This is a genomic window from Streptomyces sp. NPDC005303 (genome assembly GCF_040607335.1).
Classification (GTDB): Bacteria; Actinomycetota; Actinomycetes; order Streptomycetales; family Streptomycetaceae; genus Streptomyces.
Genome location: NZ_JBEXGM010000004.1, coordinates 249544 through 273706 on the forward strand (window position 1 = coordinate 249544; position 24163 = coordinate 273706).

The 24163-nt window shown below is 70.0% G+C and carries 22 protein-coding genes and 1 riboswitch; of the genes, 4 read left to right on the forward strand and 18 right to left on the reverse strand.

Annotated features, from left to right (window positions below; translation table 11 throughout):
• The first annotated feature begins 61 nt into the window (after positions 1-61).
• On the forward strand, positions 62-277 hold the full coding sequence (locus ABZT93_RS09340; RefSeq protein ID WP_356101200.1) for a hypothetical protein: 216 nt from the start codon (positions 62-64) through the stop codon (positions 275-277).
• A gap of 297 nt (positions 278-574) precedes the next feature.
• Here the strand turns inward: ABZT93_RS09340 and ABZT93_RS09345 are convergent, their stop codons facing one another.
• Positions 575-1768, reverse strand: coding sequence for an MBL fold metallo-hydrolase (locus tag ABZT93_RS09345; RefSeq protein ID WP_356101203.1), 1194 nt, complete (start codon positions 1766-1768; stop codon positions 575-577).
• A 176-nt stretch (positions 1769-1944) separates the two neighbouring features.
• Between ABZT93_RS09345 and ABZT93_RS09350 the strand changes: the two genes are divergently transcribed.
• Both ABZT93_RS09350 and ABZT93_RS09355 read left to right on the forward strand, forming a co-directional pair.
• Positions 1945-3123 (forward strand): Glu/Leu/Phe/Val dehydrogenase dimerization domain-containing protein, encoded by a 1179-nt coding sequence (locus ABZT93_RS09350; RefSeq protein WP_356101205.1) that lies wholly within the window; start codon positions 1945-1947, stop codon positions 3121-3123.
• Between the two features lie 51 nt (positions 3124-3174).
• On the forward strand, positions 3175-3783 hold the full coding sequence (locus ABZT93_RS09355; protein ID WP_356101208.1) for a TetR/AcrR family transcriptional regulator: 609 nt from the start codon (positions 3175-3177) through the stop codon (positions 3781-3783).
• A gap of 93 nt (positions 3784-3876) precedes the next feature.
• On the opposite strand, the gene ABZT93_RS09360 is transcribed toward ABZT93_RS09355, so the two are convergent.
• The 4 genes from ABZT93_RS09360 to ABZT93_RS09375 form a co-directional block, all read right to left on the reverse strand.
• Positions 3877-4662, reverse strand: coding sequence for an SGNH/GDSL hydrolase family protein (locus tag ABZT93_RS09360; RefSeq protein WP_356101478.1), 786 nt, complete (start codon positions 4660-4662; stop codon positions 3877-3879).
• A 145-nt stretch (positions 4663-4807) separates the two neighbouring features.
• The gene (locus ABZT93_RS09365; protein ID WP_356101210.1) at positions 4808-5524 is read right to left on the reverse strand and encodes a DUF6250 domain-containing protein; all 717 of its coding nucleotides are present in this window, start codon (positions 5522-5524) and stop codon (positions 4808-4810) included.
• Positions 5525-5760: 236 nt separating this feature from the next.
• Entirely contained in the window at positions 5761-6684 is a 924-nt protein-coding gene (locus tag ABZT93_RS09370) for a peptidoglycan DD-metalloendopeptidase family protein (RefSeq protein WP_356101213.1), read from the reverse strand.
• A 4-nt stretch (positions 6685-6688) separates the two neighbouring features.
• Positions 6689-6850: riboswitch (cyclic di-AMP (ydaO/yuaA leader) on the reverse strand.
• 304 nt (positions 6851-7154) lie between these two features.
• A complete protein-coding gene (locus ABZT93_RS09375; protein WP_356101216.1) occupies positions 7155-9230 on the reverse strand; it encodes an alpha-galactosidase in 2076 nt (691 codons plus the stop codon).
• Between the two features lie 206 nt (positions 9231-9436).
• On the opposite strand from ABZT93_RS09375, the gene ABZT93_RS09380 reads away from it, so the two are divergent.
• Entirely contained in the window at positions 9437-10234 is a 798-nt protein-coding gene (locus tag ABZT93_RS09380) for a tyrosine-protein phosphatase (RefSeq protein ID WP_356101219.1), read from the forward strand.
• A gap of 12 nt (positions 10235-10246) precedes the next feature.
• Here ABZT93_RS09380 and ABZT93_RS09385 read toward each other — a convergent pair whose 3' ends face one another.
• The 13 genes from ABZT93_RS09385 to hpnC all read right to left on the reverse strand — a co-directional run bounded on the left by ABZT93_RS09385 (position 10247) and on the right by hpnC (position 23827).
• On the reverse strand, positions 10247-10369 hold the full coding sequence (locus ABZT93_RS09385) for a DUF6126 family protein (RefSeq protein ID WP_037716072.1): 123 nt from the start codon (positions 10367-10369) through the stop codon (positions 10247-10249).
• A complete protein-coding gene (locus ABZT93_RS09390; RefSeq protein ID WP_356101222.1) occupies positions 10366-10971 on the reverse strand; it encodes an XRE family transcriptional regulator in 606 nt (201 codons plus the stop codon). Before ABZT93_RS09390 ends, ABZT93_RS09385 begins: the two co-directional genes overlap by 4 nt.
• Positions 10972-11046: 75 nt before the next feature.
• The gene (locus ABZT93_RS09395) at positions 11047-12432 is read right to left on the reverse strand and encodes an aspartate aminotransferase family protein (RefSeq protein ID WP_356101224.1); all 1386 of its coding nucleotides are present in this window, start codon (positions 12430-12432) and stop codon (positions 11047-11049) included.
• Positions 12429-14330, reverse strand: coding sequence for a 1-deoxy-D-xylulose-5-phosphate synthase (gene dxs / locus ABZT93_RS09400; protein WP_356101227.1), 1902 nt, complete (start codon positions 14328-14330; stop codon positions 12429-12431). Before dxs ends, ABZT93_RS09395 begins: the two co-directional genes overlap by 4 nt.
• 27 nt (positions 14331-14357) lie before the next feature.
• On the reverse strand, positions 14358-15515 hold the full coding sequence (ispG, locus tag ABZT93_RS09405; protein WP_356101230.1) for a flavodoxin-dependent (E)-4-hydroxy-3-methylbut-2-enyl-diphosphate synthase: 1158 nt from the start codon (positions 15513-15515) through the stop codon (positions 14358-14360).
• Between the two features lie 4 nt (positions 15516-15519).
• Positions 15520-16542 carry an adenosyl-hopene transferase HpnH gene (gene hpnH, locus ABZT93_RS09410; protein WP_007386169.1) on the reverse strand — a complete coding sequence of 341 codons (1023 nt, stop codon included), beginning with the start codon at positions 16540-16542 and terminating at the stop codon, positions 15520-15522.
• Between the two features lie 5 nt (positions 16543-16547).
• Positions 16548-17189 carry a 1-hydroxy-2-methyl-2-butenyl 4-diphosphate reductase gene (locus ABZT93_RS09415; protein ID WP_356101233.1) on the reverse strand — a complete coding sequence of 214 codons (642 nt, stop codon included), beginning with the start codon at positions 17187-17189 and terminating at the stop codon, positions 16548-16550.
• Positions 17189-19180, reverse strand: coding sequence for a squalene--hopene cyclase (shc, locus tag ABZT93_RS09420; RefSeq protein WP_356101236.1), 1992 nt, complete (start codon positions 19178-19180; stop codon positions 17189-17191). Before shc ends, ABZT93_RS09415 begins: the two co-directional genes overlap by 1 nt.
• 121 nt (positions 19181-19301) lie before the next feature.
• On the reverse strand, positions 19302-20366 hold the full coding sequence (locus tag ABZT93_RS09425) for a polyprenyl synthetase family protein (RefSeq protein ID WP_356101480.1): 1065 nt from the start codon (positions 20364-20366) through the stop codon (positions 19302-19304).
• 71 nt (positions 20367-20437) lie between these two features.
• Positions 20438-21832, reverse strand: coding sequence for a hydroxysqualene dehydroxylase HpnE (gene hpnE, locus ABZT93_RS09430; RefSeq protein WP_356101239.1), 1395 nt, complete (start codon positions 21830-21832; stop codon positions 20438-20440).
• Positions 21829-21978 (reverse strand): DUF6380 family protein, encoded by a 150-nt coding sequence (locus ABZT93_RS09435; protein ID WP_356101241.1) that lies wholly within the window; start codon positions 21976-21978, stop codon positions 21829-21831. Before ABZT93_RS09435 ends, hpnE begins: the two co-directional genes overlap by 4 nt.
• Positions 21978-22928: a presqualene diphosphate synthase HpnD gene (gene hpnD, locus ABZT93_RS09440; protein ID WP_356101244.1), complete on the reverse strand. Its 951-nt coding sequence runs from the start codon at positions 22926-22928 to the stop codon at positions 21978-21980. Before hpnD ends, ABZT93_RS09435 begins: the two co-directional genes overlap by 1 nt.
• Entirely contained in the window at positions 22925-23827 is a 903-nt protein-coding gene (gene hpnC / locus ABZT93_RS09445; RefSeq protein ID WP_356101245.1) for a squalene synthase HpnC, read from the reverse strand. The genes hpnD and hpnC overlap by 4 nt, the downstream gene beginning before the upstream one ends.
• Positions 23828-24163: the final 336 nt, after the last annotated feature.

Sequence of the window (24163 nt, forward strand, 5' to 3'; positions counted from 1 at the left end):
CGCGCGACGTGCTGCGCCCTTCGCGGATCACCTCGCCTCGCCGACGACCCACCGTTCACAGGTGAGGATGAGCCTGGTCGGCACCTTCCCGGCGCGGATCATCCAGGTCGAGCCGTTCAGCGAATTCGTCCACCTCATGGACGGCTGCCGCCATCTCCTTCGTGAAAGCCTCATCCTCGTGGACGGCATTCACCCGGAGGACGCCCCTCTTCCGGTCCGCGAACGCATCGAGCTTTCCCAACAGGCGGCGCGGAAAAGAATCGGAAGCGCGAAATAGCCCCAACGGCGTTTCGCCGCGGGCTTGTACATCTCGACTCCGAATGCGAAATCAAAGAGTTCCATCGCGCGCTCGCAGTCATGGACCAAACGGTCGATGACCGGGACAGCTCCACCAGCGCAGTCTGCCGACCACTCGGGACGAGCCGTCTCGGGACGGCAAGAGCGTGCAATCGCCGCGCGGCGATTGCACGCTCTCCACAGAGCCCCGCCCACCGTCAGCAGCAGACGATCCAGCCCCTCCGCCGGAGACGGCCGAGCACCCGGATCATCCCCCCGAGCTCGTCCCCGACCGACGTCACCGCTCACCCGCGAGGTCGAGGTCTCCCTTGCTCGATCCGGCCGCACCCTCGACGATCCGGGGACGGCGCCACGGATGCGCGATCGGCTGGGACACCGCCCGCCACCACGCCTCCGCCGGCAGCTTCCCCGCCGGCTCGAACGGCTCACCCGGCCGCGGGAACGCCACCGCCTGGCCGGCCTCCTCGGCAGCGTCCTTCGTCCACTCCCCCGGCTCCGCCCACGCGTGCGTCGCGAGGTTGAACGTCCCCCAGTGGATCGGCAGCAGCACCCCGCCCGGACTGCCTCCCTGCAGGTCCAGGTGGGACCGCACAGCCTGTTCGGGGGTCATGTGGATGTCGGGCCAGAACTCCGAGTAGGCGCCGAGCTGGATCATCGTGGCGTCGAAGGGCCCGAAGGCCGCGCCGATGTCCTTGAACCCGTCGAAGTACCCGGTGTCACCGCTGTGGTAGATCCGGTGCTCGCCGCTGGAGACGACCCAGGAGGCCCACAGCGTGTGCTGGGTGTTCCGCAGCCCACGTCCGCAGAAGTGCCGGGCCGGAGTGGCCGTCAGCGTCAGCCCGGCGACCTGGGTCGACTCGTGCCAGTCCAGCTCACGCAGCCGGTCCGCGGACACTCCCCAGTGCTCGAGGTGGGCCCCCACCCCGAGCGGCACGGCGAAGACGGTGTCCGTCCCGGCCAGTGCCTTGATCGTGGGCATGTCCAGGTGGTCGTAGTGATCGTGGGAGATGACGATCACGTCGACCGGCCCGAGCGCGGCGATCGGCAGGGGCACTGGGTGCAGCCGCTTGGGCCCGGCGAAGGGGAACGGGGAGCACCGCTCACCCCACACGGGGTCGAACAGCACCCTTCGCCCGTCTATCTCGGCGAGCACGCTGGAGTGTCCCATCCAGGTCAGCCGCAGCCCGGTGGCAGGAGGCTTGGAGAGGTCGGCGAGCGTCGTGGCATGCACCGGGATCCGGCCTTGTGGAGCCCGCTGCTTTCGGCCGTCGCTGTCGAAGAACGTCTTGGCGAACTCCATCGCCGACCCTTCGGGCCGGGTCCGGGCGGTTCCGCCGGGATTCTGGAAGACACCGTTCTCGAAGTGGGGGGATCTGCGGATACGCGCCATGCGCTCGCCGCTCGGGTCCGCACCGAAGGCCGCGGGCTGCAGCGCACGGAGCCCGGAGCTCAGGGGACGGAAGCCGGTCACGGTACCTCCAGGTGGGGTGGCTGAGGCATCCATTATGGTCCGCCCCTGTGACAGTGCCGGGGTCTGTCCGGTCACACCGGTGAGGACGCCGTAGCGGCGGATCACGTTGACAGGGCGTACCCGGATGCCAATACTGACCCCCCGTTCAGTAGCCGTCCCACCGCACCGGAGCCCGTGTGACCACCCCCCTGCTGTCGCTCACCTGGACCGACCACCTCACCGGCCGCCAGGGGTTCCTGGTCGTCGACCGGCTGGTACGGGGTGTCGCCAGCGGCGGCCTGCGTATGCGCCCGGGCTGCACGCTGGAGGAGGTCACCGGGCTCGCCCGCGGGATGACCATGAAGGAGGCCCTGCACTACGACCCCCAGGCGCGGTACATCCCGCTGGGCGGCGCCAAGGGCGGCATCGACTGCGACCCCCGGGACCCTGAGGCGTACGGCCTGCTCGTGCGCTACCTGCGCGCCATGCGGCCGTACGTCGAGAGCTGCTGGACGACCGGCGAGGACCTCGGGCTCAGCCAGGACCTGGTGGAGCGGGCGGCCGCGGAGGCCGGTCTGGTCTCCTCGATCCAGGCGGTCTATCCGCTCCTCGACGACGAGGCCGCGGCCCGGCGGCGGCTCGCGGACGCGTTCGCCGTGAAGGTGGACGGCATCGGACTCGACGAGCTGGCGGGGGGCTGCGGGGTGGCCGAGTCGGCGCTCGCGGCCCTGGACGCGGCCGGAGTGCCGTACTCGGGCACGCGGGTGGCCGTACAGGGGCTCGGCACCATGGGCGGGGCCACGGCGCGCTTCCTCACGCGCGCGGGGCTCGCGGTCGTGGCCGTGGCCGACATCAAGGGCACGATCTTCAATCCGGCGGGGCTCGACGTCGAGGCGCTGCTGGCCGCCCGGGACGCCCACGGCACCGTGGACCGTTCCGCCCTGCGCCCCTCCGACCGCGAACTGCCCGGTGAGGCCTGGCTGTCGCTCGACGCGGAGGTACTCGTGCCCGCGGCGGTCTCGTACGCGATCGACACCGGCAACCAGGAGCGGATCCGGGCCCGTTGGATCGTCGAGGCGGCCAACATGCCCGTCCTGCCCGCGGCGGAGGCACTGCTGGCCGCGCGCGGGGTGACCGTACTGCCCGACGTGGTGGTCAACTCCGGGACGAACGCCTGGTGGTGGTGGACCCTGTTCGGCGACATCGGCTCGGACGCGGACGCGGCCTTCGCGCACATACGACGTTCCATGCGCGCCCTGGTCGAGCAGTTGCTGGCGCGCGCGGAGGCGGACGGCACCTCGCCGCGTGCCGCCGCGCACGCGCTGGTCGCGGACCGGTTGCCGGTGATCGCGGAGCGGTTCGGCTGGTACCGCTGACCTCGCCCCCGTCGGTCGGTGCCCTGCAGGTCGACGGATTAGGGTGACCTCGTGGCGAGAGTGCGATTGACGGTGGCCGAGCGGCGCGAGGAGCTGCTGCGGGCCGCCATCGAGCAGATCGAGGCGCGGGGCGTGGCGGCCGTCAGGATCGCCGACGTGGCCTCGGCGCTGGGGGTGAGCAACGCCCTGGTGCTCTATCACTTCTCCACGAAGGAGAAACTCGTCGCCGCCGCGTTCACCTACGCCGCCGAGGACGACCTGGCCCAGCTGCGCAAGCTCCTCGGCCGCCGTACCAGCGCCTTGCGCCGGCTCAGGTCCGCCGTGCGCTGGTACGCGCCGACGGGCCAGGCCAAGGGCTGGCGCCTGTGGATCGAGGGCTGGGCGGTGGCCCTGCGCGAGCCGGCCCTCCGAGAGGTCACCCGCGACCTCGACAGACGGTGGAAGGCGGCGCTCGCAGAGGTGATCGCCGAAGGCGTGGCAGCGGGCGAGTTCCGCTGCCCGGACCCGGAGACCACCGCACTGCGCCTCACCGCCCTCCTGGACGGCCTGGCGGTCCAACTGACGTCCTACGCGGGCGCGGTGGCCAGGTCGCGGGCGCAGGAGTGGGTGGACGAGGCGCTGGCGCGGGAACTCGGGCTGGACGGCGCGAGGCCCGCCTAGCGGCGGCACCCGAGCCGGGTCGCCCAGGTGGACGACCCGACCGAGGACGCCGGACGAAACCCGCCCCGACCGGCCCCGGGACCCCGCCCCGGCTCAAGCCACCTTGGCGATCCGCGTCTTGATGTCGTCCGGCGACAGCACACCCTTGGCCGTCACATGGTCCCCGGAGGACTCGCCCCGCAGTCGACGCCCGATCCACGGCACCAGATACTCGCGAGCCCAGTGGACATCGTCCCGCCGTACGTCCAGCGGTCCGCGAGGGGGAAGCGGCGGCCAGGGCTGGTCCGGATCCGCCGGCACCCCCAGGCCCAGCACCTGTCCCGCACGGAGCGCCACACGCGTGTGCCCCTCAGGGGAGAGGTGCAGCCGGTCGCTGTCCCAGGCCCGCCGGTCCTGCACGGTCTTCAGGGACCACAGATCGAGCACCGGGCACCCGTACCGGTCGGCGACGGCCCGCACATGTCCGTTGTACGTGGCGATCTTGCCGCGCAGATGCTTGAGCACGGGCACACCACGGGTGTCGAAGCCGGTCGTCACCATGACCGTGCCGCACGCCTGCGTGAGCCGGGCGATGGCCCGTTCGAAGCGTTCGGCGACCTCGTCGGGGTCGGTACCGGGCCGGATGATGTCGTTGCCGCCGGCGCAGAACGACACCAGGTCCGGTGCCAGTTCGACGGCCTGCGGGAGCTGGTCCTCGACGATCTGGTCGAGCAGCTTCCCGCGTACGGCGAGATTGCTGTACCTGAAGTCGCCCTCGGGCCGGCGGTCCGCGAGAAGTACCGCGAACCGGTCGGCCCAGCCGACGAACGCCCCGTCAGGGCCGGGGTCGCCGACGCCCTCGGTGAAGCTGTCCCCCACCGCCACGTACGACCCGATCACTGAGCTGCTGTCATTCTTCGAATCGTCTGCCACAGCCGTTCATGATTCACCTTCGAATGTGACCTACGCGACCGTAGGAAGAGCTTGACGGGCGGTGAGATAAGCCACTCCTAAAGTGTTGGCCAAACTAGGAATAGCCTTCTCGTCAGGAGTGTTGACGCTGCGGTCGCCACACCCGGAAGTCACTGATCCGGAAGTGGCTCCATGTGGTCCGGAACGCGAAGTGCCCACTCCGGTAAGGCTCCGGGTCGGTGTGGTCGAAGACCAGGCGCCCGTTGTCCCACCACTGCACCGTGGAACCGTCGGAGACGATCCGCACCCGGTTCGGCTCGCCGGCTACGAGCAGCGGTTCGGTGTAGTCGTAGATCAGCGGCCGCACACCGGGTTCTCCCACGTATCGGCGCAGCCGTGTCGTGGTGTTGTAGTTGGCTCCGTAGCCGGAGTAATACGTCTTCAGGTAGTCGTACTCCGCGAGCGCCCCGCCCCGGCGGACGGCGAAGAGGTCGTCGGGGGACCGGACGTCGACCGCGTTCCAGAAGTTGTTCAGGTCGGACACCCGGTCGTTGACCCCACCTGCCGACACCGGCGTCGCGGTGTACTCCAGGACGTACGGCCCTTCGAGCGGCTGCCTGAACCAGATCGTCGCCCCGGCGGGCACGTCGACCTCCAGGACCCCGTGCCGCGCGGTGACCGTGCCGCCCTGCTCCAGTTCGACCGCCCAGCGGTGAAGGCCGTGGCGGAAGTCGTCGTGAGCGATGAGACGGCGGTGGCGGGGCGAGGCGCTCGCGTCGGCCGCGGGGGCGAGGGCGGCCAGGGCGGCGCCGGCCGCGAGGGCTCCGAAGGCTCTACGCGTGGTCGTCATGACGGACGGTTCCTTCCGTGAAGGGCTGAACTCCAAAGGCCGTAGAAAGCGCTTGCGCAGCTACGGAGTTCACTGTGCCCCGCCCTTCCCCCACCTGTCGACGCTCTGAGCACGCCCGCCACAAGAACGCAACGCAGTGATCATGAAGGCACTGGCCATCTCGTGTTCCTGCGGAAACACCGAAGGCCGGACCCGGGGATCGGGGTCCGGCCTTCGGTGGCACAGGAGACGTCGGGTCAGCCGACGGCGACGCCCTTCGAGCGGAGGTAGGCGACCGGGTCCACGTCGGAGCCGTAGTCCGGCGTGGTGCGGATCTCGAAGTGCAGGTGCGGGCCGGTCACATTGCCCGTCGCGCCGGAGAGGCCGATCTGCTGCCCCTCGGTCACGGTCTGGCCGGCCGAGACGGAGAGCTGGGACAGGTGGGCGTACTGCGCGTAGTAGCCGTCGTTCAGCTTGATGACGACCTGGTTTCCGTACGCACCGCCCCAGCCCGCGGAGACGACCGTGCCCGCGGCCACTGCCTTGAGCGAGGTGCCGGTCGGGACGACGAAGTCGACACCGGTGTGGTAGCCGCTGGCCCACATGCTGCCCGCGACGCGGTAGCCGGTTCCGATGGTGGCACCGCTGACCGGGAGGGTGTAGCCACTGGAGCTGCTGGTCGTGTCGGAGCTCTGGACTGCGGCCGTCGACTTCGAGGACGACTTCTTCGGCTCCGCCTTCTTGGCCTTCGCCGGCGACGAGGACCCGGTCTTCACCGTGCTCGCCTTGGCCTTCTTGCCGATCGAGAGCTTCAGGCCCGGGTGTATCAGCGACGGGTCGTCGCCGACGGCCGCACGATTGTCGGCGTAGAGCTTCTTCCAGCCACCGCTGACGTGCTGTTCGTCAGCGATCTTCGAGAGATAGTCGCCGACCCGCACCGAATAGATGCGCACGGTCGAGGTCTTCGCCGTGCTCTTCTCGGCTGCCGTCTTTTCGGCGGACTTCTGCGTGACCGGCAGCGACTGAACCGCCTTTTCCGACACGGACTGAGGGGTGGCGGCGTGAGCGCCGGTGGCCCCCATGAGCGGGAGGGCCAGCGCGGCGCCTCCGGTTCCGGCGACGGCGATCGAGCGGGCGAAGCGCTGGGACTTCGGGCGGCGGTGCTTACCCTTCGCGGGCATGACGAATTCCTCTCCGGCGCCTGCGAGGTGAGCTGTCGGGTGCGGGCTGGAGATGCCCGGCCGCGTCGAGACGCGACTAAACCCCAAGCCGTTCCGGAGACCGGAACAGGCGGTAATACCTGTGGGTCCCCCGCTCCTGCCTTGCACGGGTGGGTGAGTGTGGGGAATCCGTTCGGCGGCAGGATTGGGCGTCCGACCGGATCGGTGGTGAACGTAAACGAGCAGGACGCAAAGGGACAAGTGAGAGGTTGCCTGTATATGCGTTTCTCTTGATCCGGTATGAGAATTACCGGTCACCCTGCGTGAATCGGACGTCCTTCACCCACCCAAATCCCCTTGAAGAGCCTGTGAATTACGTGAACATGACGGGCGACGCACCGTCACGGATATGACGCTCCTCACGTCACGAATTCACAGGAATTCTCATCCCGGGCGGAGCCGGAGGGAAGCCGTCAATTCGGACAGAAGCCCTAGATGCGACGCAGCCGGATAACCGTCGCATCAAGGTCTCCTCGCAAACCGGTACGAAGTCCGTGATGCAGCAATACGACTCCGCGGTGAATTTCACCCGTTTCGGGGCATTCATACGATGCCGTGGGGTCGAGCCCCCGCAGCCGCAGCGAGGGGACGGGCTCGCCGTACTTCTGCGCCTGAAGCCAGGCCAGGACCACGGTCTCGTCCCCGAGGACGTACTGCACCGCGCTCAGCCCGCCCCGCGGAGGCCGCAGCCGATAGAGGTCACCGCGCTGCACCAGGGGCCGGATCTCCTTGTAGAGCCCCACCCAGCGACCGGCTTCGGCGAGCTCGTCCTCGGTCCACTCCGAGAGGTCCCCGCCGACCCCCAGCACCCCTGCCATCGCGCTCACGAACCGGAACCGCAACGAGCTCACCCGGCCGTTGAGCTGGGTGTTCGGGCTGTCGGTGACCCAGGCGGCCATCACGCGCGCGGGATGGATCTGACTGAAGCCGTCCTGGATGGCGAGCCGGTCGAGCGGGTCGGTGTTGTCCGAGGTCCACACCTGGTCGGTGCGGCTCAGCACCCCGAGGTCGATCCGGCCGCCGCCCCCCGAGCAGGACTCGAAGGCCACGCCCGGGTGAGCCTCCCGCAACCGGTCCAGCAGGGCGTAGAAGCCGCGTACGTGGTCGACCCACAGGCGCTGCGGATAGGACTCGCCGGGCCAGCCCGCGTCCGTGAAGCAGCGGTTGAAGTCCCACTTCACATAGTCGATCGGGGCCGAGGAGAGCAGGGTGTCGAGCTGCTCCCACAAGTACTCCTGGACGTCCTCACGTGCGAGGTTCAGTACGAGCTGGTTGCGGAACTCCGTCCGCTTTCGACCCGTTTGGTACTGCACCCAGTCCGGGTGGGCGCGGTACAGCTCGCTGTCAGGGTTGATCATCTCCGGCTCGACCCAGATACCGAACTGCATGCCGAGCGCGCGTACGCAGTCGGCGAGCGGCTTGAGACCGGAGGGGAAGCGGTCGGGGTTGGGCGCCCAGTCGCCGAGCCCGGCCCGGTCGCTGGTGCGGGCACCGAACCAGCCGTCGTCGACCACGAACAGCTCGACGCCGATCGCCGCGGCCCGCCGGGCGAGGGTGCCCTGCTGCTCCTCGGAGATGTCGAAGTTCGTGGCCTCCCAGGAGTTGAACAGCACGGGCCGGTCCTGGTCGGCGTCCGGGATGACGTACGCCCGCTGGTAGGCGTGCCAGGCGCGGCTCGCGCCGCCGAAGCCGCCGTCGCTCCAGAGACCGGCGAAGACGGGCGTCGTGAAGGACTCGCCGGCCGCCAGCCGGAGCAGGCCCGAGTCGTCGTACCCGGCGCCGCCGGTGATCTGCACGCGCGCGTCGGGCAGTTGTGCCACGGCGATCCGCCAGGACCCCGACCAGCCGAGAGCGACGCCGTAGACCTCGCCCCGCTCCTCGGTGGCGTCGGTGTCGAGCGCGACCCACGGCAAATGCTGGTGCCCGGTGTGGCCGCGGCGGCTGCCGATGACCTTCTCGCCGTAGGTGAGCGGGGTCCGGGTGAGCAGGGACTCGGCGGCCCAGCGGCCGTGCAGCTGGGACAACCGCCAGTCGTCCTCGCGGTCGGGCAGGGTCCAGGTGGCGGAGTCGGCGCGCAGCAGCTCGACCGGCGCCGGGCCCTGGTTGTCCAGGGTCACCCAGCGCTCCAGGATGTCGTCGCGCATCCGGTAGTGCAGCGTGATGGACAGCCCGCCGTCACGGAACCGCAGCCGCAGCTCGTCCCCCTCGGTGTCGTACACCTCGAAGCTCCACTCGGTGCCGCGCCGCTCGTCCGTGCGCACGGACAGGGCGGGGCGGGTGAAGCGGGGACCGCCCTCGACGGGGTACTCCTCGCGTCCGTCGAGCGGGGACTCGAAGGGCCAGTACTCGGGCAGCGGACGGACGGCGAGGGCCTCGGCGTCGGCCAGGGCGATCCTCGGACCCCAGTGCAGGTGCAGCAGCTCGTCCTCGGCGGTGAGGTGCAGGGCGTAACTGCTGGTCGGCCCGGACAGAATCCACGTACGGCCGTTCTCGGCGATCTCCAGCATGGCGTTCCTCACAGATCCGAACAGGTGCCAACAGGTGCACTCAGGCCCCAACATCATCAACGGCCGACGGCCCTGGCTGCAACGGCTGTGGACAAGTCATTGCCGGCCCTGTGGACAACTCATTGCCCCAGGAATCCATGTCGTATCGTCGAGAGCGCGCCCCGCCGACGAGCCGCGTCGGCGGAGCCCGGCTGGGAGGAGCCCCCGTGACGCAGCAGATCCCGTCGACCGAACCCGAACTGTCAGGTGTCCGCAACTTCCGCGATGTGGGCGGACTGCCGACGGCGGACGGACGGCGGGTGCGGTACGGAGTGCTGTTCCGCAGCGGTCACCTCGCGCACGCGACCGAGGAGGACGCGGCCTTCCTGTCCTCCCTGGGCCTGCACACGATCTTCGACTTCCGCAACGCGGCGGACCAGAAGCTGGAGGGCCCCGACATCGACCTGCCGGGCGTCACCAACGTGAACCTGCCGCTGAGCGACCCGGCGGAGGGCACCTGGTTCTGGAAGATGGTCCGGGACGGCGACATAGAGCAACTGCGCGAGCTCCTCGGTGACGGCAAGGCCGCGGAGCGCATGACCAACTCCTACCGCACCATGGTCAAGGAGCGCACCGCCGAGCACGCCGAGGTGCTGCGCTCCCTCGCCGGGGACAGCGTGCCCGCCCTCATGCACTGCGCGGCCGGCAAGGACCGCGCGGGGCTGTCCATCGCCGTGACCCTGCTCGCGCTGGGAGTGGAGCGCGAGGCGATCGTCGCCGACTACCTGGAGTCGAACGCCAAGCACCGCCGCTACAAGGTCCGCCGCACCAGCACCACCGCCGACGCCTACTCCCCCGAGGTCATGGAGTTGCTCAGCCCGCTGTTCGAGGCGCGCGCGGAGTATCTGACGGCGGCCTTCGAGACCATCGAGGAGACGTGGGGCAGCGTGGAGACGTATCTGGAGGAGGGCCTCGGCCTGACGCCCGAGATCCGTGAGCGGCTGCGGGAGCGGCTGCTCGACTGAGGCGTACGGCCGCTACTGCCCGGCTCCCACCTCGAAGAGGAAGTAGATGAAGGCCGCGAAGACGTGGCCGACCGCGAGGTAGATGATCAGGCGCACCCACAGGGCGCGGGGGAACTTCTCCTCCATGTCACTCATGGCATCTCTCCAGGGATGGGGCCCAGGCACAGCGTGGCCGTGGGGCTCTGCAACAGGGTGTGGACGAACAGGAGCTCGACGCCGTCGGGATCCTGGGCGGCGATGCGGTGCGGGGTCAGCGAGTCGAAGTGCGCGCTGTCGCCCGGGCCGAGCCGGTGCGTGGTGTCCCCGAGGCGGAGCCTGAGCCGCCCCTTGAGGACATACAGCCATTCCTCGCCGGGATGCACGCGCACGATGTCGCCCTGGGAGCCGTGCGGCACCTGCACGCGCAGGGCCTGCATCCCACGGCCGGCCGCGCCCGCCTGGAAGTAGGTCCAGCCGCCCGCCTCGGTCGGTTCCATGTCGGCGGCGCGGACCACCGCGTCCCGATCGACGGCCGTCTCACCGAGAAGTTCCGAGACCGTCGTACCGTAGATACGGGCCAGCGCGAGCAGCATCGGCAGCGAGGGCTGGCGCTGACCGGTCTCCAGCCGGGAGAGATGGGCGGGCGACAGCCCCGCGGCACCGGCCGCCGCCTCCAGGGTGAGGGAGGCGCGACGGCGCTGGGCGCGAAGCTGGGGAGCCACCGAGGGCAGCTCCGGGAAGGCTTCCGGGGAGGTCATATCTCCATTGAGCCGGAGACTTGCCTCTGCGGCAAATTTCTTGCCTCAGAGGCAAAGACCTCTCGGGTGGGGCCGTTACCGGTTGGCCACCGCCTGCTTCACCAGCGTCTTTCCGAAGTCCCACATCAGCCCGCCACCGCTGTGCGCGTCGTCCATGACGTCGGTGAAGGCGTCCACGAACCGGTCCACCTCCTTCTCCCCGACGACGAGCGGCGGGATGAGCTTGATGACCTCCAGGTGATCGCCGGAGACCTGGGTGAGGATCCGGTGCCGCTGCAGGAGGGGGACGACGACCATCTGCGCGAACAGGCCCTTGCGCGCGGCCTGGAGCATGGTCCAGCGGCTGCGCAGTTTCAGCGACTTCGGCCTGCCGAACTCGATGCCGATCATCAGGCCCCGGCCTCGCACGTCGGCGAGCAGCTCGTACTTGTCGATCAGGGCCGCGAGCCGGGACCTGAGCAGGTCGCCGGTGGCGCGGGCGTTCGCGACGATCTGCTCGTTCTCCATGACCGACAGGACGGCGAGCCCGGCCGCCATCGCCTGGGCGTTGGATCCGAAGCTCGCCGAGTGCACCAGCACCCGGTCCATCGACGAGTAGACCTTCTTGAAGATCCAGTCCTTGCCGAGGGTGGCGCCGACCGGGACATAGCCGCCGGAGAGCGCCTTGGCCACGCACACCAGGTCGGGCTCGACCCCGTCCTCGTGCTGGTAGGCGTAGAAGTCCCCGGTCCGGCCGAGCCCGGTCTGCACCTCGTCGGCGATGAGCAGCGCCTTGTGCCTGCGCAGCAGCTCCTGCGCGGACCGCAGATACCCGGACGGGGGCTCGTGCACTCCCTTGCCCTGGATCGGCTCGACCACCAGGGCGGCGACATCGCCCTTCTTCAGCTCCCGGGCCAGGGCGTCTAGATCGCCGAGGGGTACGGCGGTGTCGGGCAGCAGGGGCGCGAATCCGTCCCGGAAGCCGGACTCGCCGTTGACCGACAGCGATCCGGTGGTCAGTCCGTGGAAGGCGTGGTCGCAGTACAGGACGCGGGGCTTCCCGGTGGCGTACCGGGCGAACTTCAGCGCGGTCTCCACCGCCTCGGTGCCGCTGTTGCCGAAGAACACCCGGTCCAGGTGCGGGCTGTAGGTGAGCAGCTTCTCCGCCAGCAGCCCGGGCAGCGGCTGGCAGTCGAAGCGGGTGAGGTCGGCGAGAGAGGCGTCGAGGACGTCGTGCAGTGCCTTGCGGACGACGGGGTGGTGACGGCCCAGGCCCATCACCCCGAACCCGGCGAGCATGTCCAGGTAGTCGTTGCCGTCCGCATCCCAGAAGTAGGCGCCCTCGCCGCGCTCGTAGACCTTGTCGAAGCCGATGGTGTGCAGCATGCGCGGGAGCTGGTGGTTCAGGTATCTGCCATGCAGCTCGTAGCGTTCGGCTCCGCGCTCGGCCAGGAGTCTGCCGAGGTCGAACTCCGTGGTCATTCAGCCGTCTCCTTGACTTCGGCCTGTGCCTTCACGGCCAGGCTCGCGCTGATCCGTCCGGCGACCTCGACCGGCGTCAGGCCGATGTCGGCGAGCACCTCGCCCCGTTTGGCGTGCGCGAGGAACTGCTCCGGAATCCCGAACCGCCGTACGGGCACGTCGACTTCGGCGTCCCCGAGGGCCAGCGCCACCGCCGCGCCCACCCCGGCGGCCCGGCTGTTGTCCTCGACGACGGCCACCAGCCGGTGTTCCGCCGCGAGGCCGGGCAGCGCGGGATCGACGGGCTTGACCCAACGGGGGTCCACAACCGTGCAGTTGATACCCCGCGCCTCCAGCAGCTCGGCGGCCTGGAGGCAGACGGGCGCCATGACACCGACGGCGACCAGAAGGACATCCGGCACGTCCGGGGAGCGGTGCAGTACGTCCAGGCCCCCCACCCGGTCGATGGCCGGCACCGAGGGGCCCACCGACTCCTTCGGGAACCGCACCAGCGTCGGCGCGTCGTCCACGGCGACCGCCTCCCGCAACTGCGCCCGCAGCTGGTCGGCGTCGCGGGGCGCGGCGATTCTCAGTCCGGGCACGACCTGGAGGATCGACATGTCCCACATGCCGTTGTGGGAGGCGCCGTCGACACCCGTGACCCCGGCCCGGTCCAGGACGAAGGTGACCCCGCACCGGTGCAGGGCGACGTCCATCAGGAGCTGGTCGAAAGCCCGGTTCAGGAAGGTGGCGTACACGGCGACGACGGGGTGCAGCCCACCCGTGGCGAGACCGGCCGCGGAGACCGCCGCGTGCTGCTCGGCGATGCCGACGTCCCACACCCGGTCGGGGAAACGCGCCGCGAACTTCCCCAGCCCCACCGGGTGCAGCATGGCCGCCGTGATCGCCACGACGTCCTCCCGCTCCGCCCCGATGGCGGCGATCTCGTCGCCGAACACCGAGGTCCAGGAAGGCCCGTTGGACGGGGCGAGCGGCTCGCACGTCAGGGGGTCCATCACACCGACGGTGTGGAAGTGGTCCTCCTCGTGGGCGAGGGCGGGCTCGTAACCGCGCCCCTTCTCGGTGAGGCAGTGGACGAGCACCGGCCCGTGGAAGCGCTTCGCCCGCCTCAGCGCCGACTCGACGGCGCCGATGTCGTGTCCGTCGATGGGGCCGACGTACTTCAGCCCGAGGTCCTCGAACATGCCCTGCGGTGCGAAGGCGTCCTTGAAGCCCTTCTTCGCGCCGTGCAGGGACTCGTAGACGGTGTTGCCGACCAGCGGGGTCTTCAGCAGTACGTCCTTCCCCCAGGCCAGCACCTTCTCGTAGCCGTCGGTCGTGCGCAGGGTCGCCAGGTGGTTGGCGAGGCCGCCGATGGTCGGCGAGTACGACCGCTCGTTGTCGTTGACGACGATGATCAGCGGCCGGTCCTTGGCGGCCGCGATGTTGTTCAGCGCCTCCCAGGCCATCCCGCCGGTGAGCGCGCCGTCGCCGATGACCGCGACGACGTGTCCTCTCTCCCCGCGCACCTGGCGGGCCTTGGCGAGCCCGTCGGCCCAGCCGAGCGCGGTGGAGGCGTGGCTGTTCTCGACGATGTCGTGCTCGGACTCCTCGCGCGAGGGGTAGCCGGACAGCCCGCCCTTGCCGCGCAGTTTGGAGAAGTCCTGCCGCCCCGTCAGGATCTTGTGCACATAGCTCTGATGGCCGGTGTCCCACACGATGCGGTCTACCGGCGACTCGAAGACCCGGTGCAGGGCGATGGACAGTTCCACCACCCCCAGGTTGGGCCCGAGGTGGCCACCGGTCCTGGCGACCGCGTGCACCAGGAACTCCCTGATCTCCTCGGACAGTTCACTGAGATCCGACTCGGACAGCGCCTTCAGGTCGCGTGGTCCCCGGATGTTCTCCAGCATCGTCACGCTCGGGCCCCCTTCGGTCCGTGCTGTTCAACTCACGGTGACGGCCGGCTCCCCCGCCGCGACGCCGTCCTGCTCCATCTGTTCGGCGATCTTCATCGCCTCCTCGATGAGGGTCTCCACGATCTTCGACTCCGGGACGGTCTTGACGACCTCTCCCTTCACGAAGATCTGCCCCTTGCCGTTGCCGGAGGCGACCCCCAGGTCCGCCTCCCGGGCTTCGCCGGGACCGTTGACCACACATCCCATCACCGCGACCCGCAAAGGCACTTCCATGCCGTCGAGACCCGCCGTGACCTCCTCGGCCAGCTTGTAGACGTCGACCTGCGCGCGCCCGCAGGACGGGCACGAGACGATCTCCAGCCGGCGTTGCCGCAGGTTCAGCGCCTGAAGGATCTGGATGCCGACCTTGACCTCCTCGACGGGCGGGGCGGACAGGGACACCCGGATGGTGTCGCCGATCCCCCTGCTGAGCAGGGCTCCGAAGGCCACCGCCGACTTGATCGTCCCCTGGAAGGCGGGCCCGGCTTCCGTGACCCCGAGGTGCAGCGGGTAGTCGCACTGCTCGGCGAGCTGCTGGTAGGCGGCCACCATCACCACGGGGTCGTTGTGCTTGACGGAGATCTTGATGTCCCGGAAGCCGTGCTCCTCGAACAACGACGCCTCCCACAGCGCCGACTCGACCAGTGCCTCCGGAGTCGCCTTCCCGTACTTCTGGAGCAGCCGGCGGTCCAGCGACCCGGCGTTCACCCCGATCCGGATCGGCGTGCCGTGATCCTTCGCGGCCCGCGCGATCTCCTTCACCTTGTCGTCGAACTGCTTGATGTTCCCGGGATTGACGCGTACGGCCGCACAGCCGGCCTCGATCGCCGCGAACACGTACTTGGGCTGGAAGTGGATGTCCGCGATCACCGGGAGCTGCGACTTGCGGGCGATCGTCGCGAGGGCGTCCGCGTCGTCCTGCGTGGGGCAGGCCACACGCACGATCTGGCAGCCGGACGCGGTGAGTTCGGCGATCTGCTGGAGCGTGGCGCCGATGTCGGACGTACGGGTCGTCGTCATCGACTGGACCGACACCGGGGCCCCGCCCCCGACCGCCACCGGGCCGACCATGATCTGCCGCGACAGGCGCCGCTCGGCGATCGGCCGGACCGGTACCTCGGGGACGCCCAAGGGAATGGCGGTCATGGCGCTACTCGCGGTTTCCGGAGACCGTCTCGCGCATGGCGCGCAGCGACTCCTTGAGGGATCCCATGGTGGCGAGCACGGCGGTGGGCTCGTAGCCGCAGTGCGCCATGCAGTTGGCGCAGCGCGGGTCCTTGCCGCGGCCGTACTTGTCCCAGTCGGTCTCCTCGATGAGTTCGCGGTACGTGGGCACGTACCCGTCGCTCATCAGGTAGCAGGGGCGCTGCCAGCCGAACAGGGAGTAGTTCGGGATCGCCCAGGCCGTGCACGGGAAGTCGACCTTGCCTTCCAGGAAGTCCAGGAAGAGCGGGGAGTGGTTGAGCCGCCACTTCTTGCGGTTGCCGCCCGCGAAGGCCTTCTTGAACAGCTCGCGGGTCTGCTCCACGCCCAGGAAATGCTCCTGGTCGGGTGCCTTCTCGTAGGCGTAGGCGGGCGAGATCATCATCTCGTCGACCTTGAGGTCGTCGTTGAGGAAGTTGAGCACCTCGATGATGGTCTGCGGGGTGTCGGTGTTGAAGAAGGTCGAGTTGGTGGTGACCCGGAAGCCGCGCTTCTTGGCCTCCTTGATCGCCTCCACGGCCTCGTCGAACACACCTTCCTTCGCCACGGACTCGTCGTGCCGCTCACGCAGCCCGTCGATGTGCACCGCGAAGGCGAAGTAGGGGGAGGGCTTGAACTTGTCCATCTTCTTACGCAGCAGCATGGCGTTGGTGCAGAGGAAGACGTACTTCTTCTTCGCCACCAACTGCCGCACGATCTCGTCGATCTGAGGGTGCATCAACGGCTCGCCGCCGGCGATGGACACCATCGGCGCACCCGACTCCAGCACCGCGCCGACGGCCTGCGCCACCGGCATGCGCTGCTTGAGCACGCCCGCCGGATGCTGGATCTTGCCGCAACCCTCGCACTTGAGATTGCACGCGAAGAGGGGCTCCAGCTCCACGATCAACGGGAACTTCTCCCGCTTGCGGAGCTTCTGTTCGGCCAAGTATGTAGCGACCTTGATGGACTGACGCAGCGGCATGGCCATCTGGCTCACCTCCTGGGGAGCAGCAAGGAACGGTGCCATTCATAGAAAGCGGGAAGGACGGAACGAAGAACGCGGAAGGCTGATATTCCACCGCGTACCGTGCCGATCCGGACGAGTTCATGTTGCGGAGCGTCCACGACCACCCGGACGGCGGCAACGGGGCGCTCGCCCGCGCGCACGGCGCTCAGGAGCGTGGCCGCGGACTCCATGTCGACCGCGATCGCGCCGGTCGCGAGCAGCTCCGACCGCGGGTGACCGCGAACGACGTGATCGGAGCCGATGAGGGGTCCGGTGTGCACGGTACGTCCCGGCACGGCCCGCACCAGCTCCTTGACGAGCAGGTCGGTCTCCGCGCACGGAACGGTTCCGTCCGGGTCCCGGGTCTCCTCGGCGACGACCAGGTCGCCGGGGTGCATCCCGGGGGCGAGTCCCGCGCAGAAGCCGGTGGCCAGCACGGCGGCCCCGGCGAGGGCCGGGTCGGCCAGGCGCCGGGTGACGGACCGTTCCGCCGCCTTGGGACCCATGCCCGTCCGGAGCAGGGTGACCGGCCCGCCGGCCCCGCCGCGCTCGCCGGTGCGCAGGGCGAGGTGCTCGATGCCGAGGGCGCAGGCGATCAGCAGCGGGGCGATGGCGGGCTGGGGGCTCATCAGAGGGCCTCGGTCCGGGAGAACGGTTCTCCATGGACGTAACGGCCCAGGGCGGTGAGCGGGAAGACCTGCCGGTAGAGGTGGTAGTTGATGGAGAAGTCCCAGGGGAAGCCGGTGCCGGTGAAGTAGGGCTCGTCCCAGGAGCCGTCCTCGCGCTGGGTGCTCGCGAGCCACTCGATGCCGCGCTCGACGGCCTTGGAGTCCCGCTCCCCCGCGGCCAGCAGCGCCATCAGCGCCCAGGCCGTCTGGGAGGCGGTGGAGGCGCCGCGGCCGCTCCACTCCTTGACGTACTTGTAGGAGCGCAGGTCCTCGCCCCAGCCGCCGTCGTCGTTCTGCACCTTCTCCAGCCAGGCCACGGCCCGTCGGATCGCCGGGTGCGAGGCGGGCAGTCCGGCGGCGGTCAGCGCGGGCACCACGGACCCGGTGCCATAGATGTAGTTGACGCCCCAGCGCCCGAACCACGAGCCGTCCGGCTCCTGTTCGGCGAGCAGCCACTCGATGCCGCGCCGGGTGCGCGGGTCGTGGGAGAGCCCCTCGATAGCGAGCATCTCCACCACATGGGCGGTGACGTCGGCGGACGGCGGGTCGATGACCTCGCCGAAGTCGCAGAACGGCAGCCGGTTGGGGAACGGGCTGGTGTTGTCGGCGTCGAAGGCGCCCCAGGCCCCGTTCTTCGACTGCATCCCGAGGTTCCAGCGCACCCCGCGCCCGATGGCCTTCTCCACCCGCTCGGGGTCGTGGTGCCGGACCCGGCGCAGGGCGAGGACGACCTCGGCGGTGTCGTCGATGTCGGGGTAGTTGTCGTTGTGGAACTCGAACGCCCAGCCGCCCGGCGGAAGTTGGGGCCGCTTGACAGCCCAGTCGCCGGGCCGCACGATCTCCTCGCCGAGCATCCAGTCCGCGGCCCTGACGAGCTGCGGGTGGTCGGCGGGCAGACCGGCGTCGGCGAGCGCGATGGTGGCGAGGCAGGTGTCCCACACCGGCGACTGGCAGGCCTCGATCATCCGGGACCCGTCCTCGCGCCAGATGGCGAACCGGTCCAGCGACTCCAGACCGGCCCGCATGACCGGGTGCTGGAGGTCGTAGCCGAGCAGGTGCAGGGCGATCACCGAGTACACGGCCGGGGGCTGGATGCCGCCCCAGCAGCCGTCGTTCTCCTGCCGCTCGATGATCCAGCGGGCCGCGCTGTTCATGGCGGCTCTGCGGAGTCTGCGGGGGGCGACCTTGCGCAGCTGGTGCAGGGCCTTGTCGAGCCGCTGGAAGGCGCCGTCCCAACTCGCCACCGGGGCAAGCGGCTTGGCCGGGTTCGGGTCGGCCGGGTCGGCGTGCAGTTCGTCGAGCGGGAAGGGCGCGGGCCGCACCGGGCGCTTCGCGGAGACGATCGTCAGCGGGACGATCGTCTGGCGGGCCCAGCAGCCGAAGTCGTAGATGTTGAGCGGGACCCACTTGGGGAAGTAGATGAGCTCCGGCGGGAGTTCGGGCAGGTCCTCCCACTTCCACCAGCCGAACAGGGCGAGCCAGATCCGGGTGAACACCCGGGCGGCGGCGATGCCGCCCTGGGCGCGGATCCAGGCGGAGGCCTTCGCCATGTGCGGGGCGTCCGGAGCGTCGCCGTCCAGGCGGAGGGCGACGTACGCCTCGACGGTGGTGGAGAGTTCGCCGGGCCCGCCGTAGAAGCTGGCCCAGGTGCCGTCCTCGCGCTGCTCGCCGCGGATGAACTTGGCGGCGGCCCGGGTGGTCGACTCGTCGCGGATGCCCAGGAACTGACGGAGCAGCAGGTCCTCGGCGTCCATGGTGACGTTGGTCTCGAGGTCGCCCTTCCACCAGCCCTCGGCGTCCTGCCGGGCGAGCAGGTGCTCAGTGGCGCGCTGTACGGCACGTACGGCGGCTTCTTGTATCCCGGCCGCCACGGGGGTCTCGAGGTGGGTTTCGCTGGCCGCGGCAGCGCGGGGCGGCAGGGCCCCGGTGCTTCCGTCGGTCGTCGCTGTCATGGCTTCCCCTTCGTGCAGTGTGCAATGTGGTGCTCTGCTGTGGGTCCGCCGTCGGCCGGTGCCTTTCCTTTCCTCGCAGCACCGGCCGGCGACTACGCGAGGGCTATTCGACCGATAGTGATCATCTCTTTCGTACGACGACGAAGTCGGCGAGCGCCACGAACTGGTCCCGCACCCGGTCGGGCATGTCGATGGCGTTCAGGGCCTCGATGGCGATGGTGTGCTGGCGGCGGGCCTCCGCGGCCGTCCACTCGCGGCCGCCGGCCTCCTCGATGAGGGCGGCGCGGGCCGCGAACTCCTCCTCGGAGAAGTTCTCGAAGTCGCTGCTCTTGGCGTCGGCGGCGAGGATCTCGCCGAGCCGCTCGGAGGCGGCCCCGCCCGCCGCGAGCGCGGCCACGACCGGCAGGGACTTCTTGCGCTGGCGCAGGTCGCTCCAGGTCTGCTTCCCGGTGGATTCCGGGTCGCCCCAGATGCCGAGGAGGTCGTCGACGGCCTGGAAGGCGAGGCCGAGGTGGTAGCCGTACTTCTCCAGGGTGTCGGCGGTGCGGTCGTCCGCGCCGCCGAGCACGGCGCCGATGGAGGTGGCGCAGGCGAGCAGGGCGCCGGTCTTGTTGCCCTCCATCTCCAGGCACTCCTCGACGCTGACGCGGTCGCGGTGCTCGTAGGAGATGTCCTGGGCCTGGCCGTCGATCAGGGCGCGGGTGGCGGTGGTCAGCCGGCGGGTGGCGCGGCCGGCCTCGACGGTGCCGAGCTCCAGGAGGACCTCGTTGGCCAGGGCGAACAGGGCGTCACCGACCAGGATGGCCTGGGCGGGGCCGTGCACCTTCCAGACGGTGTCGCGGTGGCGGCGCTGCTCGTCGCCGTCCATCAGGTCGTCGTGCAGCAGCGAGAAGTTGTGGACCAGCTCGACGGCGACCGCGCCGGGGATGCCGGTCTCGGGCGCGGCACCGGTGACCTCGGCCGACAGGACGGCGAGCGCGGGGCGCACGGCCTTGCCGCCGTCTCCGTCCGCGGGGTTGCCCTGGGCGTCGATCCAGCCGAAGTGGTAGGCGGAAACAGTGTCCATCGGGGATGCGAGACGGTCGACCGCCGCCTTCAGCACCGGAGTGGCCAGGGTCCGGCCGCGCTCCAGGAGCGCGGTCACGTCCACCGCGGACCTCGCAGCGGCCGTCTCGGCCGGGGGCACAGTGGGCACAGTCTCTCCTCTTGTTGCGGTACCGGAGGTGCTGGGGCCGGATACGCCGTGCTGGTCGAGCATCACGCGGCCTCCTCGAACTCGAAGAGACGGGCGGGGCGGGGCCGGCCCAGGGCGGCGAGGGCGGCGTCCGCCGCACTCACACCACTGCGGACCGCACTCTCCATGGTCGCGGGCCACCCTGTGGCGGTCCACGCGCCGGCCAGGTAGAGGCCGGGGGCTTTCGTACGGGCGCCGGGCCGCAGCCGCCCGACGCCGGGGGACGGGGCGAACGTCGCCGTGCGCTCCCTGGTCACGAAGAAGTCCTTCACCTCGGCGCCGCGCGCGAGCGGCAGCAGCCGCTCCAGCTCGGGCAGATACCGCTCGCGCAGTTCGGCCACCGGCGAGTCGATCTCGTCGTGCGCGGCCGACTGGGACAGGGCGAGGTACTGGCCCTCGCGCAGCCCGGAGGCGTCGGTGCGGTCGAAGACCCACTGCACGGGCGTGCCGAGGGCCGCGAAGAACGGCTTGTCGAGGACCTTGCGGTCGTAGACGACGTGGACGTTGAGGATCGGGGCGGTGCCGATGTCCCGAAGATTTTCGGGGGCGTCGAGCGCACCCTCCGGCAGCAGGTCAACGGCCTCGCCCTGGGCCACCGCGAGCACCACCGCGTCGGCCCGGAGCGTCTCCCCGGGAACCTGAACGCTCCAAGTGCCGTTCTCGTCAGTAGAGATGGAGGTGACGCGTGTACGGACCTCGGTACGCACGCCCGCGGAGTCGAGCGCCTTGCGGGCGAGCCGGTCATGCAGTTCACCCAGCGGGACGTGCGCCCAGCCGATGTCGGCCGCGCCCGGGTCGGACAGCAGACCGGTCTTGAACACCATCGCGGCGAGCCCCAGCGAGGCGTCGCCCGCGACCGCGTTGAGGGTGGCGACCCCGACCAGGTCCCACAGGGCCTCCACGGCACGCGCCGACTGACCGTGCGCGGTCAGCCAGCTGCCGAAGTCCTGTGCGTCCAGGCTCGGATCGGCGAGGTCGAGCCCCTTGAGCGCGAGCGCGGCACGCCCCACAGCGGCCCGCTCGGCGAGCGAGAGATGCGGATAGGTCGCGAGGCTGCGTCCCAGATGCAGGGGCACCGGCAGAGCGTCGCGCCGCAGCCTGCCGAGCCGTCGGCCCTCCGGCCGGGCCAGGTCGAGTACGGGCACGTCGAGACGATCCTGCAGCGGTGCCAGCGCCGTCCCCTCGATGCGGTCGAGGAACCAGCGGTAGGCGGTGCAGCAGCGCAGGTAGACATGCTGTCCGTTGTCGACGGTCAGTTCGCCGCGCTGGAAGGAGAAGGCGAGTCCGCCCAGGCGTGGCCTGCCTTCGAGCAGGGTGACGCGCACTCCGGCGTCGGCGAGCGCGAGCGCGGCGGTGATACCGGCGAGCCCGCCGCCGATCACTACGGCGTCCCGTCCGGACCGCTGTCCGTCGGTCATCGCACACCCTCCCCTGCCCGGACGCCGTGGTGCTCGAACGGTGCACGGCCGGCCGTCGCAGTCAGGGACGCCGTCCCGGAGCGGAGGGTTGCGTGCCGCTTTTCTCCGGTGGCATCACCTTGGACCGAATTGTCCACCTCGCCCATCAGGCGCGCCTCCTGACAGGCCGCCGCGTCACATGCCGGGTGTCGAGGCCGGACAGGCCGCGGACGGCGACGTACGCCTTCTCGCGTCCGGGCAGCGAGACCCGGCCGCGCAGCACCGCCTCGGGGTCGCGCTCGATGCGGTCGAGCAGTCGGCGGTAGATGCCGGCCATGGCGGCGACACAGGCGCCGCTGCGCCGGTCGAGCATGGGGAGCAGCCGGTAGCCCTCGGCGAAAAGGGCGCGGGCCCGTCGCACTTCGAAGTGCACGAGGCCCGCGAAGTCGGCGCCCTCCGGTGGTGTCGGCCCCTTGAAGCCGACCGAGCAGCCGAACTTCGCGAGGTCGTCGGCCGGCAGATAGGTGCGCCCGTCCTCGGCGTCCTCCCGGACGTCTCTGAGGATGTTGGTGAGCTGGAGCGCGAGGCCGAGCGTGTCGGCATACTCCGGCGCGCGTTCGGCGGCGCGCGCCCCGGGCTCGGTGCCGAACACACCGAGCGAGAGCCGTCCGATGGCGCCCGCCACACAGCGGCAGTACACCTTCAGGTCGTCCCAGGTCTCGTAGGTCTCGCCGCGTACGTCCATCAGGACGCCGTCGATCAGCTCGTCCAGGCCGCCCAGCGGGATCGGGAAGGTCTCGGCGGCATGAGCGAGGGCGACGGCCACCGGATCGATGTCGTCCTCGTCGACCGAGCCCTCCCGCACCCGGGTCAGCATCGCCCGGGTGTGCTCGAGTCTCGCGGCCTTGACGTCGCTCGCCAGCGCACCGTCGCCGATGTCGTCGACGCGTCGCGAGAACGCGTAGAGCGCCGACATCGCACGCCGCTTGGACGTCGGCAGCAGCCTGATGCCGTATGCGAAGTTACGCGCCTGCTGTCCGGTCACGGCCTCGCAGTAGCTGTAGGCGGCGAGTACCGGTGCGGACACGTGCGGTGGTGACTCCACGGTCCGGATCACCCCTCTCCTCGCAGAGCGACGCCCACCTCGCGCAGCAGCTGGAGCTTGCCGGGCTTGGGCGGGCCGGGAAGTACGTCGTGTTCGGCGGCGGCGATCGCACGGAGCGCCGCCCTTCCCCCCGCCACGAACCCCGCGAGCAGCAGCTTCAGTCTGCCGTGGACGCTACCCACCAGGGGGGCGCCTTCATTCAGGAGTTCGCGGGCGCGTTGTGCCTCGTATGCAACCAGAGCGCGCACCGATGCGCCCGCGGTTTTCGTGGCGAGATCCGCCTCCTGGACGTGAAAACGCTTCATGTCCGCGGCGGGCAGATAGATCCGGTCACGGCCGAGGTCCTCGGCGACGTCCTGGAGATGCTCGACGATCTGCAGGGCCGTGCAGATCGCGTCCGAGAGGCGGACCCGCTCGGGGGTGGAGGTGCCGGTGACAGCGAGCACGAGACGCCCGACGGGGTTGGCGGACAGCTCGCAGTAGGCGAGCAGATCGTCGTAGGTCTCGTAGCGGGTGACGAGCTGGTCCTGGCGGTTGGCGGCGATCAGACCGAGGAAGGGGTCGGGGGTGAGGGAGCGGCGGCGGACCGTGGGCTGGAGGCGGCGCAGCAACGGATGGCGTGGCTCTCCGGAGAAGACGCGGTTCAGGTCGGCCTCGAAGGCGTCCAGCAGGAGCAGCCGGTCGTCGGCCTCCTCGGGGGACACGCCGAGCAGTGCGGCGTCGGCGCCGCCGGGGGCCAGGTCGCCGTCGCCGATGTCGTCGACCAGGCGTGCGAAGCCGTACACCGCCATGAGGTCGGTGCGCCAGTCCTTGGGCAGGAAGAACGGAGCCACGGGGAAGTTCTCCGCCGCGGCCTTGTCGAGCGTTTCGCGCTCCGTCACTCCGGGGCGCGTCGTGCCGGTCTCCGTCATCGCGGCCTGCCCGAGGCGGGGACGGCACGTGCTGCGCTGAGCTGGGGAGTCTCCGTAGCCATCGCCGTCACATCTCCCGTTCTACACCGCCGACCCAATACACACTATTTCGGACACGCCGCCCAGCCGTCCGCGCGGCGCCCCAGTGATCGGGTGTCGCGCATTATCGCCCCACTTGCCGCGATTCGGCACCGGTACAGCTTACGTTGTACAACGCGGCATGGATCGTCGGGGTGTCCTGCACATCACAACAACACACCGATTGGCCCCAAGATTCCTAAGGAGCGCCGAAGTTGACGTTTCCTTTGCAGACGTGTGGCCCCGCCGGAACAGTTC

Excerpts from the sequence above, each read along its gene's own strand:
- ABZT93_RS09395 (WP_356101224.1), bottom strand. The coding sequence starts at position 12,432 with ATGACCACGGAGTTCGACCTCGGCAGACTCCTGGCCGAGCGCGGAGCC.
- ABZT93_RS09390 (WP_356101222.1), bottom strand. The coding sequence starts at position 10,971 with ATGACCTCCCCGGAAGCCTTCCCGGAGCTGCCCTCGGTGGCTCCCCAG.
- hpnH (WP_007386169.1), bottom strand. The coding sequence starts at position 16,542 with ATGGCCATGCCGCTGCGTCAGTCCATCAAGGTCGCTACATACTTGGCC.
- ABZT93_RS09375 (WP_356101216.1), bottom strand. The coding sequence starts at position 9,230 with ATGCTGGAGATCGCCGAGAACGGCCGTACGTGGATTCTGTCCGGGCCG.
- ABZT93_RS09435 (WP_356101241.1), bottom strand. The coding sequence starts at position 21,978 with ATGGGCGAGGTGGACAATTCGGTCCAAGGTGATGCCACCGGAGAAAAG.
- ispG (WP_356101230.1), bottom strand. The coding sequence starts at position 15,515 with ATGACCGCCATTCCCTTGGGCGTCCCCGAGGTACCGGTCCGGCCGATC.
- hpnC (WP_356101245.1), bottom strand. The coding sequence starts at position 23,827 with ATGACGGAGACCGGCACGACGCGCCCCGGAGTGACGGAGCGCGAAACG.
- ABZT93_RS09385 (WP_037716072.1), bottom strand. The coding sequence starts at position 10,369 with ATGAGTGACATGGAGGAGAAGTTCCCCCGCGCCCTGTGGGTGCGCCTG.
- ABZT93_RS09415 (WP_356101233.1), bottom strand. The coding sequence starts at position 17,189 with ATGAGCCCCCAGCCCGCCATCGCCCCGCTGCTGATCGCCTGCGCCCTC.
- ABZT93_RS09365 (WP_356101210.1), bottom strand. The coding sequence starts at position 5,524 with ATGACGACCACGCGTAGAGCCTTCGGAGCCCTCGCGGCCGGCGCCGCC.
- ABZT93_RS09370 (WP_356101213.1), bottom strand. The coding sequence starts at position 6,684 with ATGCCCGCGAAGGGTAAGCACCGCCGCCCGAAGTCCCAGCGCTTCGCC.
- shc (WP_356101236.1), bottom strand. The coding sequence starts at position 19,180 with ATGACAGCGACGACCGACGGAAGCACCGGGGCCCTGCCGCCCCGCGCT.
- hpnE (WP_356101239.1), bottom strand. The coding sequence starts at position 21,832 with ATGACCGACGGACAGCGGTCCGGACGGGACGCCGTAGTGATCGGCGGC.